A 12,849-nucleotide genomic window follows, 5' to 3' on the forward strand; every position below is an offset into this window, starting at 1 on the left:
GCAGGTTTTAAAAAATTGGGTCAGCAGCATGCCATTTTAAATGCGATTGCCCTGCTTTCTTCTGGCCATACATAACGCGGTGCGTTATCACTGGCCGATGACCGAGAGCTTTCGCTGCAAGGTCACCGAGAGAGTGTTTCATGGGCAGGCCGCGAAGCGGTTTCCCCATGACCTCCTGAAGCGGGCCAGGATGCGCCTGGACCGGATCGACGCGGCATCCACGCTCGACGACCTGCGCGTCGCGGCATCCACGCTCGACGACCTGCGCGTCCCTCCCTCGCACCATCTGGAGGCTTTGGAGGTTTTTCAAGGCAACACCGCCGACCCGTCCACGTTGGGCACCCAAATCGCCAAACTCAAGGAGCGGTTTGAATGGCAAAACGTGATCGTGGGGGATGGTCTCTTTCCAGCGCAACACCGCCTCCATTGCCGAGGAGATCGCCCTGGATGGCCTCTGTTGTGATCCGCGGCGACATCCCTGCTGAAAACCTGGAAGCCGCCGACGTGGTGCAGCAATACAAGAACCTGGGCAAGGTGGAGAAAGCGTTCCGGCACGCGACGCTCTCGGAGCGGCTTCACCCTGCACAGCTTCCAGACTTTGCTCCAGAATTTGGAATCCCTGGCCCGCAACCGTTGTCAGATGCTGCCAGACCCCAAACACCCTGTCACCTTCTTCAAATTTGCCCAGCCCACCCCTTTCCAAACGGAGGCCTTCCAACTCCTCGGAATCCCCTGTACCCGGTAAACGCCCCGACATTATTGAAACAATAGTTCAATATCAATATGTTGCACAGCAAGGGCGCTGCCCTGGACCCACCAGGGAGCCAGCCCCCTGGATCCCGAGTCCTTTCCGTGTGTTCCAAATGCGATTGCCCTGACCCCTCATATCACTTCCAAATCGTCCACACCCCGATCACGATAAACCCGACCCCTGCCACCAGTTTCAATGTTTCCGGTGATACGAAGCGGGCGATGGCTCCGCCGGCCAGGACGCCTAAGGCGGATGTGGCGACCAGGGCCAGGGAGGCGCCGAGGAAGACCACCCAGCGGCTGCTTTTGCCGTCGGCGGCGAACAGCAGGGTGGCCAGTTGGGTCTTGTCGCCCAGTTCCGCGAGGAAAACGGTGGTAAAAACGGTCAACAGGAGCTTGCTGTCCATCGAACAATCCTCCGGGAGTGATTGAAAGGCCGGGGCAGAGGCGGGAGGAGCGATTGCGCCTTTCCGCTGCACCAGACAGGTTTGCCACCCTACCCGACTCCACAAGGACAAACAACAGGATCCGTGCAAGTCGGTAGAGGGAGTGGTAGCCTGAACGGCGCAGGGGGTGTGGGAGGTTGGATCTGTTGCGGGTGGTCGATTCTGTGTCGGATCGGCGGGAAAGAAAGGAAGGGGAGGGGTCATGCTGGGGAAGAGGAGTTGGGAGAAGTGGGCCTGGCTGCGCATTTGGGCTTGTCTGGGGCAGTGCGTTCTCGGGTGTGGCCTGGGATTGCTGTTGTGTGTTGCCCCATCACTGGCTGGCCCGGCTGAGGAACTGGTCCTGCTCAACTGGGCCGAGTACATGGACAAGAGCCTCCTGGCCCAATTCGAGCAGGAGACGGGGGTTCACATACGCGAGGTCTTTTTTCAGACCGAAGACGAACGTGATGGCCTTCTCGCCCAAACCAGTGGGGTGGGGTTTGATGTCGTTGTTGTTCAGGCCAAGGATATCGAGGCTTATGCACGGTCCGGGTGGCTGGCGCCTATCGAGGAGGAAAAGATTCCCAACCTGGCGCATATACCCAACAAATGGCGCACGACCTACCCGGAGACAGACCGTTATGCCGTTCCCTGGCAATGGGGGACATTTGGCATCGGTTATCGCAAGGATTTGTTGAAGAAAGAAATCACGAGTTGGATGGATTTTTTCCGCCCGATACCGGAAGCCAAAGGGCGTCTGCTCATGCTCAGTGATGCCATGGTGATGCGGACCCTGGCCATGAAGGCGACAGGGCGCTCCATGAACGATTTTACCGACCCAAGCCTCAAGGAGGCGGCGGGACTCCTGCGGGAACAGAAACCGTTTGTTCACACCTATGGCTATCTCGGGTTGGGAGAGCAGTCGCCCTTGATCACCGGGCAGTATTGGATGGCGCTGTTGTTCAACGGCGATGCCGTCACCCTGGCCAAACAAAATGCCAACATTGGTTTCGTGATACCCAAGGAAGGCACCCTGTTGTGGGAAGATTGCTTCGCCATCCTGGCGGCATCCAAAAGGAAGGATCTTGCCGCAAGGTTCATCCATTTTTTACACCAGCCACAAAACGCCGCCCGGTTGGCTGAATTCACCAACTATGCCTCGGTCAACGATGGCGTCAACCCCTTTCTCTCGGCGCAACATCGAGGTAACATGACCATTTACCCCCCGCAGGAGGTTCTTGATCGTTCGGAGTTTCCCAAAAATCCGCCGCCCAAAGTGACGCGATTTTTCAAAAACCTCCAGGTGCAGTTGATGCGCAAGGAGTAACCTGTTTTTCAATCGTTTTTTGGGTGGGTGCTGGACGGTTGTCCCGGATAGAGGATGGCTCATCGTGAAATTGCGTTGGCAGTTGGCGCTCACTCTGCTGCCCATGGTGATTGTGCCGCTTGTCGTCCTGGGATGGGTGGCTGTGTCGTATACCGTGGACACGCGCAGACAGATCGCCATTGCGGAGATCGACAACCTCCTGCAACAGATCGAGATCAACTCCAAGAACCATCTTGCCACCATTCGTTCCAATCTTTCCCTGTTTGCGCGGGCCAAAACGCTCACCAACTACATTGCTGTTGAGGATGCGGCGACTCGCTATGCCGTGTTGCAGGAGCCCCTGTTGCAGACGTTTGCCGATTATGCAGACGCCTTTCCGGAATATGAGGAAATTCGCCTCATCGATCCCCATGGCGTGGAAGAGGCGCGTTTTGCCGCCAGCGATGTGATGAATGATAGCGACAATGAAAGTCACATGCCTTACTTCAAGGGGTTGAAAGAGGCGGGGGAGAAGATTCATGTCGAGTTTTATATCAATCCTGACAACAATCGACCTGCCCTGTTTGCTGCCAAACTGGTCAAGGCGACGAGCTTTGAAAGGAGCGGTGTGGGAAAACCTCCCCTTGCTGCCTATCTGGCCCTGACCGTCCGGCCCGACTTCTTGACATCCCAGGTCAACAATCTGCGTGTGGGCAGGAACGGATTTGCTTTTTTTACCAACGAAGAGGGGCGGGTCTACGCAGGGCCGACCTGGCGTTCCCTGCCGGAGGTCATTCCTCCAGATGTCTGGGCCGTTCTGCATCCCTTGGCCGAGAGCAAGGATTTTGGCTACGTCGATTGGAATCTGACACGCTATCTGATCAAGGGGGTATCACTTGCCCATAACATCCACTTGTTCATTGCGCTTGACGAGAAGATTCTCACGGAAGGGAGCCGGGATCTCTACGTCTCCATCGTGGGTATCATGATCGTCGCCATCTTTTTTCTTCTTTTGTCTATTTATGTTGTTTTGCAACACCAGATTGTCACACCCCTTGTTCGACTCTCGCGGGTCAGCCAGGAGATAGGCCGTGGCAACCTGGACGTTGCGCTTCCCGTGTCACGGCAAAAAAACGAGTTGGGACTTTTGGTCATGGCCTTCCACAAAATGGTGGAGGATCTTCGCGACCTGCACCGGGAGATGCGGGATCATACCCTGCATCTGGAGGGGAAGGTGGCCGAACGCACGGAAGAGTTGAGCGTGATCAACAAGGAGCTGCAACGCTCCATGGATGACCTGGTCCTTGCCAAGCAGGCCGCCGAGTCAGCAAGCCGCGGCAAAAGCGAATTTTTGGCCAACATGAGCCATGAAATCCGCACCCCCATGAATGCCATCATCGGCCTTTCCCAACTCGCTCTGCAAACCCGGTTGCATCCACAGGCCCATGACTATCTGACCAAGATAACCCGTGCGTCCCAATCCCTCTTGCATATCATCAACGATATTTTGGACTTTTCCAAAATAGAGGCCGGAAAGTTGGATCTGGAGTCCCATCATTTTTTGCTGCGCGAGGTTCTGGAACATGTCGTGGATCTTTTCCGGGCCAAGGTTGCCGAAAAAAATATTGAATGGATCATTCGGACTGCCGGTGCATGTCATGATGCACTCGTAGGTGATTCATTGCGACTGGAGCAGGTTTTGTTGAACCTGATCAGCAATGCCGTCAAGTTTACGGCCCGGGGTGAAATCGAGCTGCGCGTGCAAACCGTGCAGGAAGGGGTCGGGGATGTCACCTTGGAATTTTCCGTCCGTGACTCCGGAATCGGCATGACTGCGGAGCAGACCTCCAAGCTGTTCGCCCCCTTTTCGCAAGCCGACTCCTCCACCACGCGCAAGTTTGGGGGCACAGGGTTGGGTTTGGTTATTTCCAGACGTCTGGTGGCCATGATGGGGGGGAACATCTGGGTGGAGAGCCATTTTGGCGAGGGGAGCACCTTTCGTTTTACGGCCAGTTTTTTGCGCCAGCCTGAACCTGTCACTGGTGACATGGTTCTTCCTGCGGAGTTTGTTTCTCATCGAATCCTGGTCGTTGATGATACGGCAGCTGTTCGGGAATCCCTGCTGGAGATGCTGACACTGTTTGGGTTGACTGCCCATGCCGTGGGATCTGGCGAGGAAGCGGTCTCTATGGTGCAGCGGGATGTTGTGTCAGGGTCTGCCTGGCATGTGTTCCTGATCGATGGGGCGATGCCGGGCCTGGATGGTGCCGCCACGCTACGACAACTGATGGAGTTGTTCCCTGCCGGGCAACGTCCAAAGTCGATTCTGATGGTCCCCTCTGGGCAGGAGGAGAAGATCCGCCTTGAGGCACGCTCGGTCGGTGTCGATGCCATGTTGACCAAACCTGCCGATTGTTCGACCTTGTTTGATACGATTGTGGGTGTCTTGGGACAACAGGTGGTCAAGCCTCAGCGCCAGCAAGCTGACTTCATCGATCTCCAGGAAGTCACCAGGTCGATCGGCGGGGCCCGGGTGTTGCTGGTGGAAGACAACGAGATCAACCAACAGGTGGCCAGGGAGATATTGAGTCTGGCCGAGCTGCACGTGGAGACGGCTGCCAACGGTTTGGAAGCATTACAAAAGGTCACTGCCACGGATTACGCTGCCATTTTGATGGATATTCAGATGCCGGAAATGGATGGTTATGAAGCGACTCGCCGCATGCGCCACAATCCGCGCCATGCACAGACCCCCATCATTGCCATGACCGCGCATGCCATGTCCGGTGACCGGGAAAAATGTCTCGCCGCCGGCATGAATGACCATGTGACCAAGCCGATTGACCGCAAGCAGCTTTTTACGACCCTGGTACGTTGGATCGATCCGGGTAAGTGTAGCGGGCCGGTTGTCAGACCTGCTGCGACGCCCCTCCCGACTGGCCAAACTCAACTTCCCGCCACCCTTGCCGGGATCGACCTGGATTCCGTCCTGGAACGCATCAACCATAACCACGCCATTCTGAGTTCCATCCTGCTGGAGTTTCACCGTGATTTTTCCCACACCGTGGCAACGATCCGTGAAAACCTGCGCTCGGAAAACCCGGAGTTGTGGCAGCAGGCCAGACGCCTGGCGCACTCTGTCAAAGGGGTTGCAGGGAACCTCTCGGCGCAGGATTTGTTTCATGCGGCGCGGGATCTGGAACTTGGCATCCGCGACAACCAACAGCAACGATGGCCCCAGTTGCTGGAGGTTTACGACAAGGCGCACACGACGGTTTTGCACGCGATCGGTGCATGGGTGGATGAGGCGAGGGTCGATCTTGCGCAGAAGGAAGATCCTCCTTCTTTGACCAAAGTTGTCGATGCACAAGTCATCACGCCTCTTTTACGCAACCTCGACACCCTGATCCAGGGTGCGGATGCCGAATCACAAAGCGTTTTCGATGCCCTCAAGCCGTTATTGCAGGGCTCCGAGGGCCTGCGGGATGTTTTTGCACGTCTGGAGGAGGCGCTCGGGAACTTTGACTTCCCTGCTGCACACGTTGCTCTGCACGATCTTGCCCAGAGGCTTGGCGTGCCTGTTTCGTCCGATTGATTTGTCTGGCCTGATTGCGGTGATGACTTACCTATTCCCTTCTTCATCGAGTTCGAGTATGTTCGCTGGCAGCGAATTTTTCTTGCGATCAGAGAGTCACCCTGATATAGTTATGTCATGCTTGGTAGGGAAGATGTCGCATTTCCATGGAATCGCTTAAGCGGTTCGCGGGGGCTTCGGCCCCTACCTTGACCACCCCCGGCACTGTGACTCTGTGTCGATGGCTGCACGCGAGTGTTGCCGTTGCGCGGTACGGAGTATCGGGAAAGGGTTTAATCAAAGCCGTCGAGATGCGGCTTTGATCGAAATCGGTTAGGAGTAAACCCTCGTCTGACTTCCATCTCTGAATGTTCGCGACGCTCTGCGCAATCCTGCACAGGGTGCATTCAGGGAGATGAGATATGAACAGGTCAGATACTCCGTCAAGCAACAGACGAGGGGAGCCGGGCAGGCGTGCATTACGGTGGATTGGCCGGGCCTTGGTTAGGCCGCACGTACTGATGGCTGTGATCAGGGTAGCGATGGCTATCGTCAAGTTGATTGCATACATTCGGGAACTGTTCGGTGACTCCTGACCAACTTTCACATAAGAATGAGTCCTATGCTCAACGAAGCTCTAAAGATGGTTCGGCTATTCCACCGCCAGAACCAAGTCCAGGTTTCCCAGGGAACCGGCCTCTCGAAGTCGTATATCTCCGAAATTGAGTCAGGTCGTAAAAAGGTCTCCATGGACGTACTGGAGAAGTATGCTTCCTACTTCAGCATGCCCCTCTCGTCTCTTCTCTTTTTTGCCGAGCAATCAGCGAATCAAAAAGCAGGTGACGACATTCGGGAAGTTGTCGCAGAAAAGGTCATCAAAATGTTGGACTGGTTGGTCTCGGTTTCTGAGTTTGATAAGACGGTAGATGGGAGAGGAAAGAGGTGAATCGTCATCCCCTGAACCAGTCACCTTTCTTCAAACTCAGATCCAGAAAGAAGCTTGCTAATATTCTGGGATTGGGACTCAAGGATCTGGAGGTGTTTGCCCAAAATGAGGCTGATGAGAACTATAGACTGTTCGAGATCAGGAGGGGAGGCAAGGCTCGACCTATCCAATGGCCAATACCATGCCTACAGCGTATTCATAAACGCGTTTGCGACCTTCTTGCTCGGATAGAGACGCCTAATTATCTGCACTCAGCCATCAAAGGTCGGTCGTATCTGTCTAATGCCAAAGCTCATTCGGGCGATACGGCACTGGTGAAGGTGGACATCAGGAAGTTTTTTCCATCTGTCACGGTACAGTCCGTCAAAAGCTTTTTCCTCAAAACAATGGGGTGTAGCCCTGATGTCGCGGCTGTGCTGTCCAAGGTTCTCACAGTGTACGGTCACCTGCCGACTGGAAGCAGTGTCAGTCCGATTTTGTCATTTTATGCCCACCTGGACATGTTTGGGGAAATCGAACAGTTGGCCAGGAAGCGTGGGGCAGTGATGACCTGCTATGTGGATGACATGTGCTTTTCTGGGAGGAGTGTAACGCGCAAATTTTTATACGAGGTGAGGCTGATCATTCATCGGCATGGATTGAAGACCCACAAGATCCATTGTTTTGCTCCTGGGGTACCAAGAATTGTTACTGGTGTCGTAGTTACCGGTGATGGGATGAAGCTACCTAACAAACGGCACCAGGCAATTGCTGAGGATTTTGCGAAATTCCAATCCAGCTTGGATGAAAAGCAGAAATTGAAAATCTTTCAGTCTCTACTCGGAAGGGTCAATGAGGCATCACAAATTGAGCCAAGGTGGAAGAACAAGGCAACTTCTTTGTGTCAAGAAGTGAATAAAATGTTATATTGTGGCAGACAAAATGACGGATGTTGAAATAGAAGCGCATCTGCAAAGTATTTTGGAGTTGAATTATGGTAAACGAATATACCATTTCCGAAGCCGTAAACCGGTTGGTCAATATAGCCAAACCGGCCAAGGTGATCCTGTTCGGTTCCTATGCCACCGGCGAGGCTACCGACGATTCCGACTTGGACTTCATGATTATTGAACCGAACTCCACCATGACAAGCCAAGATCGAGTTGCGCTCCGAGACGCGGTGGGGGATATTGGGACCGGCGTGGACGTGTTGATATTCACCGAGGAAGAAGCCAATCGGCGGGGCCAGGTTCCCGGAACGGTCATCTATTGGGCGCTCAGGGAAGGGCGGGTGATGTATGAATCTACCGCACATTGAGGAAGCCCTGCGGTCTCTTCGGTTGGCGGACCGGGATATCGCCGCTTTCGAGACTTTGCGGGATGCTCCTCGGTCCTCCCTCGTATCTGCCTGTTTTCACGCCCAACAGGCCGTGGAGAAGTGCCTCAAGGCTGTTCTGTTCCAAAATCGCATCGAATTCCGACGCACCCATGATCTTACGGTATTGACGCGCCTCTTGCGCGATAATGGCGTCACTCTGCCCGTTTTGGATGAGCGTTTGGCCGTATTGAATCCTTGCGCCGTGGATTTCCGTTACGACGAGGAAACCGCCGACCTTCCCGATCGTGAGTCGATAACTGCCTTGGTGACGACGTTGAGGGAGTGGTCTGGAACATTGGTGGGGTAAAGCGCAAGAGATGCCACCACCGAAACGAAAGGCGGCACAACATAGCTTTCCCTCACGCCCTCTCATCCAACCACGCCATCTGGATGGCTTCGAGGATTTTCTCGTTGCACCGCTCCGGCGGGTCGGAAAAACCGGGCAACGCCAACACCCACTGCATGAGATCGGTAAAACGCACCGAGAGGGGATCCACATCCGGCTTGCTGTCGGCCAGGGCGAGGGCGATGTCGGAGACATCGGTCCACTTCAGTTGCATGGGCATCTCATGTTCCTTTTTTGTTTTTGTCCACACTGATGTTGACGGTGTAGGTCGGGATGGTGACCCGCAACCCGTCCAGGGCATCGCTGATCGTCACCTGACAGGCCAGGCGGCTGGTGGGGGTCAATCCGAAAGCCTCGTCCAGCACATCTTCTTCCTCCTCGGAAGCCTCCTCCAAACGGTCGAACCACTCCGGGTCAACGATCACATGGCAGGTCGAGCAGGCCAGGGAACCCTCGCAGGCCCCCTCCAGGGGGAGGTTGTGTTCGTGGGCGGCCTCCAGGAGGGAGATACCGGCCTCCACCTCCACGGTTTGTTGCATGGGCAGAAAGGTGATCCTGGGCATGGTTGGATAGTCCTATTCAAAGTCAGTCAGTTGGCGACCGGTCATGACAGCTTTTATGTTGTGATCCATGCGCCGCTGGGCGAAGAAGGTTGTGGCCCGATCCAAATCCTGGATGCGATCCAGGATGGCATGATGATTCTCCTGCCCGATGGCTGCACGCAGAGCCAGCATGCTGGCCTCGATGGGTTGCCATTCGGCGTCGGTCAACAGGTGCCGGTCGGTGGCCAGGGCGGCCTGGAGGGCGACCAGAACTCGTTCGGCATCGACCCGTGCCTCCTGGAGATGGCGGCGTTGCAAATCCTCTTCGCCATGTTCCAGGGCCTCCCGCAACATGCGTTCAATCTCGCCGTCACCCAAACCATAGGAGGGTTTGACGGCCACGGATTGTTCCACCCCGGTGGTTTGTTCCCGGGCGGATACGGTCAGGAGGCCATCGGCATCGACCTGAAAGGTGACCCGGATGCGCGCCGCCCCGGCCACCATCGGGGGAATGCCCCGCAACTCAAACCGGGCCAGAGATCGGCACTGCTCGACCGTTTCCCGTTCCCCCTGCACCACATGGATGGCCATGGCCCCCTGTCCATCCTTGAAGGTGGTGAACTCCTGCGCCCGGGCGGTCGGGATGGGACTGTTGCGCGGCACCACCTTTTCCACCAGGCCGCCCATGGTTTCCAGCCCCAGGGAGAGGGGGGTCACATCCAGCAGCAGCACATCCGAACGTTGTCGGCCTGCCAGCAGGTCAGCCTGGATGGCTGCTCCCAGGGCGACGATCTGGTCGGGGTCCAGATCGACCAGCGGCTCCTGTTTGAACAGGTCGGCCACAAAATCCCGAATGGTCGGCATGCGGGTGGAGCCGCCGACCAGGACCACCCCCTGGAGATCTTCCGGGGTGACTCCGGCGTCCTTCAGGGCGCGCCGACAGGGCACACCGGTGGCGCGCACGTACTCCTGGGTCAGGGCGGCAAATTCGGCGCGTCCCACCTCCCGGCGATAGGAACGCCCATCGGGAAAAGCCAGATTCGCCTCAACCATGGCTGCCGTGGTCAGGGCCTCTTTGACCCGCCGGGCTTCCTGAAACGCGCCATGCAGTTGTCCCGGAGTGGGGGAGGTCAGCTCCATTTCCTGCAAAAACAACATGCCCAGGCGACGATCAAAATCATCTCCCCCCAACGCCGAGTTGCCCCCGGTGGCCATCACCTGAAAGACCCCCTGGGTCAGTTTCAGGATGGAAATATCGAAGGTGCCGCCCCCCAGGTCGTAGATGGCGTACACCCCCTCCCGGTTTTGGTCCAGGCCATAGGCCAGCGCGGCGGCGGTGGGTTCGTTGACCAAGCGCAGCACCTCCAGGCCGGCCAGGCGGCAGGCATCTTTGGTGGCTTGCCGCTGGGCATCATCGAAATAGGCCGGAACCGTGACCACCGCACCATACAACGGCCCACCCAGGGTGGCTTCGGCGCGTTTTTTTAAATTTTCCAATATTTTTGCTGAGATTTCCACCGGCGACCACCCACGCCCACCGGCATGAAACCTGACCATGCCACCCGCGCCGGCCTCCAGGCGATAGCCACCTGCCGGCACATCCGCCAACCCCCGGCCCATGAACCGCTTGACCGAAACGATGGTCTCTTCCGGATGGGTGATGGCCAGTGGATGCGCCTCCCGGCCCACCAGGACGTTGCCGTCGGCCCCCAGGTGGACGATCGAAGGGAGGGAGAGATGACCCGCACCATCGGGGATACAGGCCGGCGCCCCTTGCAGGTTCATGGCTGCCACCAGGGAGAAGGTCGTGCCCAGATCGATGCCCACCACGCGGCGCGGCTCGATGGGACGTGCGTCGTGTGGTTTTGGGGCGGCGCCGGGTTCGGCGATATCCATCAACACATCCATATTTTCCCTCGATTCCGTAGCGTCAAGGAGAACACTTTTCACGCAACCTGACCTTGATCTTCTCCGAGACATCCCTTGATGCATCCGGGTCGCCCATGGGGGTGTTGCTGCGTACAGCGCTCAACAGGTCAGCCGGACTTTTGAGGCCAAGGGTCCGTTCCAGGGTGTCAGTGACGAAGGTCGACTCAGTCAGGCCAAGCCGTTTTGCCTCTTGTGCCATACGCGCTTCCAAAGCTGAGTCCAATCGAATCGACATGGTCATGTTGTTCTCCGGTATGTCACACACTCAAATGGCTTGTTCCTCCAAACGATCCACCTCTTCCATGAAGCGCAGATGGTAACGCAAACGGTTCAGATGCTGCCCGGCGGTTGCCCACGCTGAAGGGGCGGGCGCCGCTGCCAAAGCGGTGGCAAAAACGGCATCCAGGGTGGTTATCTCGGCCTTGATGCGTTGTTCAACATCCAGGCGGAGTTTGGCCAGTCGTTGACCGCCTGGGTCGCTTGCCGGGTCGATTGTGGCCAACTCTTCCCGCATCTCCATGACCTCCATGAGAAATTCAGGATCGCCAGCCATGTTGTCACCTCTTTTGGCCGGATCTGGAGAGGGTGATCCACCCAGGGTTTGCAACAGGTATTCGCCCCGTTGCAGGGGGTCGCGCAGGGTGCGCCAGGCATCGTTCAGTTGGGTCACCTGCTCCAGGGAGTAACGCCGTTCCTGGGCGGAGCGCAGCGCAAAACGGTCGGGGTGGAGTTGCTGCTGCTTCTCCCGATAGATTTGTTCCGCCCGGCTGCGCTCCACCTGGAAAGAGCGTGGCACCTCCAGCAGGGCAAAGTAGTCCGCACCCGGATCCGGGGGCTGGATGGCCCGGCAACCGGGACAAAACGGTTCCAGAGCCACCGTCGCCCCACAAGACCAGCAACTCCTGAGGTGTGTCATGGATCACCCATCCGTTTGTCACACTTTGAACGATTCCCCACACCCGCACCGTTCTTTTTCCAGAGGATTGACAAACTTGAATCCAGAGCGAAACTGCGCTGTCTCGAAATCGACGATGGTCCCATTCAGGACCAGCAGGGATTTGTCATCCACCACGACACGCACGCCCCGGCAGTCAAATTCGTGATCCTCCGTGGCCACGGTGTCGCAAAACTCCAATTTATAGGACATGCCCGAGCAACCGGAGGTGGTCACGCCGATGCGGATGGCTCCATTCGGGGTGCCACGCTTGGCGAGCATCTGTTTGGCCTTGTCGGCAGCCTGTTCGGACATGGTGATCGAGCGGGCTGGATCGCTCATGTTTTTGACTCCTTGTTCTGTTGTTTTTGGCGAAAATCCTGGATGGCGGACTTGATGGCGTCTTCTGCCAGGACCGAGCAGTGGATTTTGACCGGCGGCAGGGCCAACTCTTCGGCGACCTGGGTATTTTTGATGGCCAGAGCCTCGTCGAGGGTTTTGCCTTTGATCCATTCGGTCACCAGCGACGAGGAGGCGATGGCCGAGCCGCAGCCAAAGGTCTTGAACTTGGCGTCGTCGATGACGCCTTGTTCGTTGACCTTGATTTGCAGGCGCATGACATCACCGCAGGCCGGGGCGCCGACCATGCCGGTGCCGACGTTGCTGGCATTTTTATCCAACGCCCCGACGTTGCGGGGATTTTCGTAGTGGTCGAGCACTTTTTCGTTATAGGACATCTC

General features: G+C 56.8%; 15 protein-coding genes. 7 read left to right on the top strand and 8 right to left on the bottom strand.

All coding sequences use genetic code 11. The features are described from left to right. The first annotated feature begins 40 nt into the window (after positions 1-40). Positions 41-463 carry a hypothetical protein gene (locus HQL63_07910; GenBank protein ID MBF0176755.1) on the top strand — a complete coding sequence of 141 codons (423 nt, stop codon included), beginning with the start codon at positions 41-43 and terminating at the stop codon, positions 461-463. 424 nt (positions 464-887) lie between these two features. Here HQL63_07910 and HQL63_07915 read toward each other — a convergent pair whose 3' ends face one another. Beyond that, on the bottom strand, positions 888-1,157 hold the full coding sequence (locus tag HQL63_07915) for a TMEM165/GDT1 family protein (GenBank protein ID MBF0176756.1): 270 nt from the start codon (positions 1,155-1,157) through the stop codon (positions 888-890). Between the two features lie 241 nt (positions 1,158-1,398). Here HQL63_07915 and HQL63_07920 point away from each other — a divergent pair, with 241 nt between their 5' ends. The 6 genes from HQL63_07920 (at position 1,399) to HQL63_07945 (ending at position 8,665) form a co-directional block, all read left to right on the top strand. After that, the gene (locus tag HQL63_07920) at positions 1,399-2,502 is read left to right on the top strand and encodes a spermidine/putrescine ABC transporter substrate-binding protein (GenBank protein MBF0176757.1); all 1,104 of its coding nucleotides are present in this window, start codon (positions 1,399-1,401) and stop codon (positions 2,500-2,502) included. 64 nt (positions 2,503-2,566) lie between these two features. Next, the gene (locus HQL63_07925; GenBank protein MBF0176758.1) at positions 2,567-6,076 is read left to right on the top strand and encodes a response regulator; all 3,510 of its coding nucleotides are present in this window, start codon (positions 2,567-2,569) and stop codon (positions 6,074-6,076) included. Between the two features lie 601 nt (positions 6,077-6,677). Then, entirely contained in the window at positions 6,678-7,001 is a 324-nt protein-coding gene (locus HQL63_07930; GenBank protein ID MBF0176759.1) for a helix-turn-helix transcriptional regulator, read from the top strand. Continuing rightward, on the top strand, positions 6,998-7,936 hold the full coding sequence (locus HQL63_07935; protein ID MBF0176760.1) for an RNA-directed DNA polymerase: 939 nt from the start codon (positions 6,998-7,000) through the stop codon (positions 7,934-7,936). The genes HQL63_07930 and HQL63_07935 overlap by 4 nt, the downstream gene beginning before the upstream one ends. 38 nt (positions 7,937-7,974) lie before the next feature. Continuing rightward, entirely contained in the window at positions 7,975-8,298 is a 324-nt protein-coding gene (locus tag HQL63_07940; protein MBF0176761.1) for a nucleotidyltransferase domain-containing protein, read from the top strand. Further along, positions 8,279-8,665 carry a HEPN domain-containing protein gene (locus tag HQL63_07945; protein MBF0176762.1) on the top strand — a complete coding sequence of 129 codons (387 nt, stop codon included), beginning with the start codon at positions 8,279-8,281 and terminating at the stop codon, positions 8,663-8,665. Before HQL63_07940 ends, HQL63_07945 begins: the two co-directional genes overlap by 20 nt. 52 nt (positions 8,666-8,717) lie before the next feature. Here the strand turns inward: HQL63_07945 and iscX are convergent, their stop codons facing one another. The 7 genes from iscX to iscU are packed head-to-tail and all read right to left on the bottom strand — an operon-like array spanning position 8,718 to position 12,846. Next, entirely contained in the window at positions 8,718-8,918 is a 201-nt protein-coding gene (iscX, locus tag HQL63_07950) for a Fe-S cluster assembly protein IscX (protein MBF0176763.1), read from the bottom strand. 7 nt (positions 8,919-8,925) lie between these two features. Continuing rightward, a complete protein-coding gene (locus HQL63_07955; protein MBF0176764.1) occupies positions 8,926-9,267 on the bottom strand; it encodes a 2Fe-2S iron-sulfur cluster binding domain-containing protein in 342 nt (113 codons plus the stop codon). Positions 9,268-9,279: 12 nt separating this feature from the next. Beyond that, positions 9,280-11,154: a Fe-S protein assembly chaperone HscA gene (gene hscA, locus HQL63_07960; GenBank protein MBF0176765.1), complete on the bottom strand. Its 1,875-nt coding sequence runs from the start codon at positions 11,152-11,154 to the stop codon at positions 9,280-9,282. 22 nt (positions 11,155-11,176) lie between these two features. Further along, a complete protein-coding gene (locus HQL63_07965) occupies positions 11,177-11,416 on the bottom strand; it encodes a hypothetical protein (protein ID MBF0176766.1) in 240 nt (79 codons plus the stop codon). 24 nt (positions 11,417-11,440) lie between these two features. Continuing rightward, entirely contained in the window at positions 11,441-12,091 is a 651-nt protein-coding gene (gene hscB / locus HQL63_07970; protein ID MBF0176767.1) for a Fe-S protein assembly co-chaperone HscB, read from the bottom strand. An 18-nt stretch (positions 12,092-12,109) separates the two neighbouring features. Further along, the gene (locus HQL63_07975; GenBank protein ID MBF0176768.1) at positions 12,110-12,451 is read right to left on the bottom strand and encodes an iron-sulfur cluster assembly accessory protein; all 342 of its coding nucleotides are present in this window, start codon (positions 12,449-12,451) and stop codon (positions 12,110-12,112) included. Beyond that, on the bottom strand, positions 12,448-12,846 hold the full coding sequence (gene iscU, locus HQL63_07980) for a Fe-S cluster assembly scaffold IscU (protein ID MBF0176769.1): 399 nt from the start codon (positions 12,844-12,846) through the stop codon (positions 12,448-12,450). The genes HQL63_07975 and iscU overlap by 4 nt, the downstream gene beginning before the upstream one ends. Between the last annotated feature and the right edge of the window lie 3 nt (positions 12,847-12,849).

It is taken from the genome of Magnetococcales bacterium, from assembly GCA_015231175.1.
Lineage (GTDB): Bacteria > Pseudomonadota > Magnetococcia > Magnetococcales > DC0425bin3 > HA3dbin3.

What these genes read in the sequence shown, in the direction of transcription:
- HQL63_07910 (MBF0176755.1), top strand. Translation starts at nt 41, where the DNA reads ATGCGATTGCCCTGCTTTCTTCTGGCCATACATAACGCGGTGCGTTAT.
- HQL63_07915 (MBF0176756.1), bottom strand. Translation starts at nt 1,157, where the DNA reads ATGGACAGCAAGCTCCTGTTGACCGTTTTTACCACCGTTTTCCTCGCG.
- HQL63_07920 (MBF0176757.1), top strand. Translation starts at nt 1,399, where the DNA reads ATGCTGGGGAAGAGGAGTTGGGAGAAGTGGGCCTGGCTGCGCATTTGG.
- HQL63_07930 (MBF0176759.1), top strand. Translation starts at nt 6,678, where the DNA reads ATGCTCAACGAAGCTCTAAAGATGGTTCGGCTATTCCACCGCCAGAAC.
- HQL63_07940 (MBF0176761.1), top strand. Translation starts at nt 7,975, where the DNA reads ATGGTAAACGAATATACCATTTCCGAAGCCGTAAACCGGTTGGTCAAT.
- HQL63_07945 (MBF0176762.1), top strand. Translation starts at nt 8,279, where the DNA reads ATGAATCTACCGCACATTGAGGAAGCCCTGCGGTCTCTTCGGTTGGCG.
- iscX (MBF0176763.1), bottom strand. Translation starts at nt 8,918, where the DNA reads ATGCAACTGAAGTGGACCGATGTCTCCGACATCGCCCTCGCCCTGGCC.
- HQL63_07955 (MBF0176764.1), bottom strand. Translation starts at nt 9,267, where the DNA reads ATGCCCAGGATCACCTTTCTGCCCATGCAACAAACCGTGGAGGTGGAG.
- hscA (MBF0176765.1), bottom strand. Translation starts at nt 11,154, where the DNA reads ATGGATGTGTTGATGGATATCGCCGAACCCGGCGCCGCCCCAAAACCA.
- HQL63_07965 (MBF0176766.1), bottom strand. Translation starts at nt 11,416, where the DNA reads ATGACCATGTCGATTCGATTGGACTCAGCTTTGGAAGCGCGTATGGCA.
- hscB (MBF0176767.1), bottom strand. Translation starts at nt 12,091, where the DNA reads ATGACACACCTCAGGAGTTGCTGGTCTTGTGGGGCGACGGTGGCTCTG.
- HQL63_07975 (MBF0176768.1), bottom strand. Translation starts at nt 12,451, where the DNA reads ATGAGCGATCCAGCCCGCTCGATCACCATGTCCGAACAGGCTGCCGAC.
- iscU (MBF0176769.1), bottom strand. Translation starts at nt 12,846, where the DNA reads ATGTCCTATAACGAAAAAGTGCTCGACCACTACGAAAATCCCCGCAAC.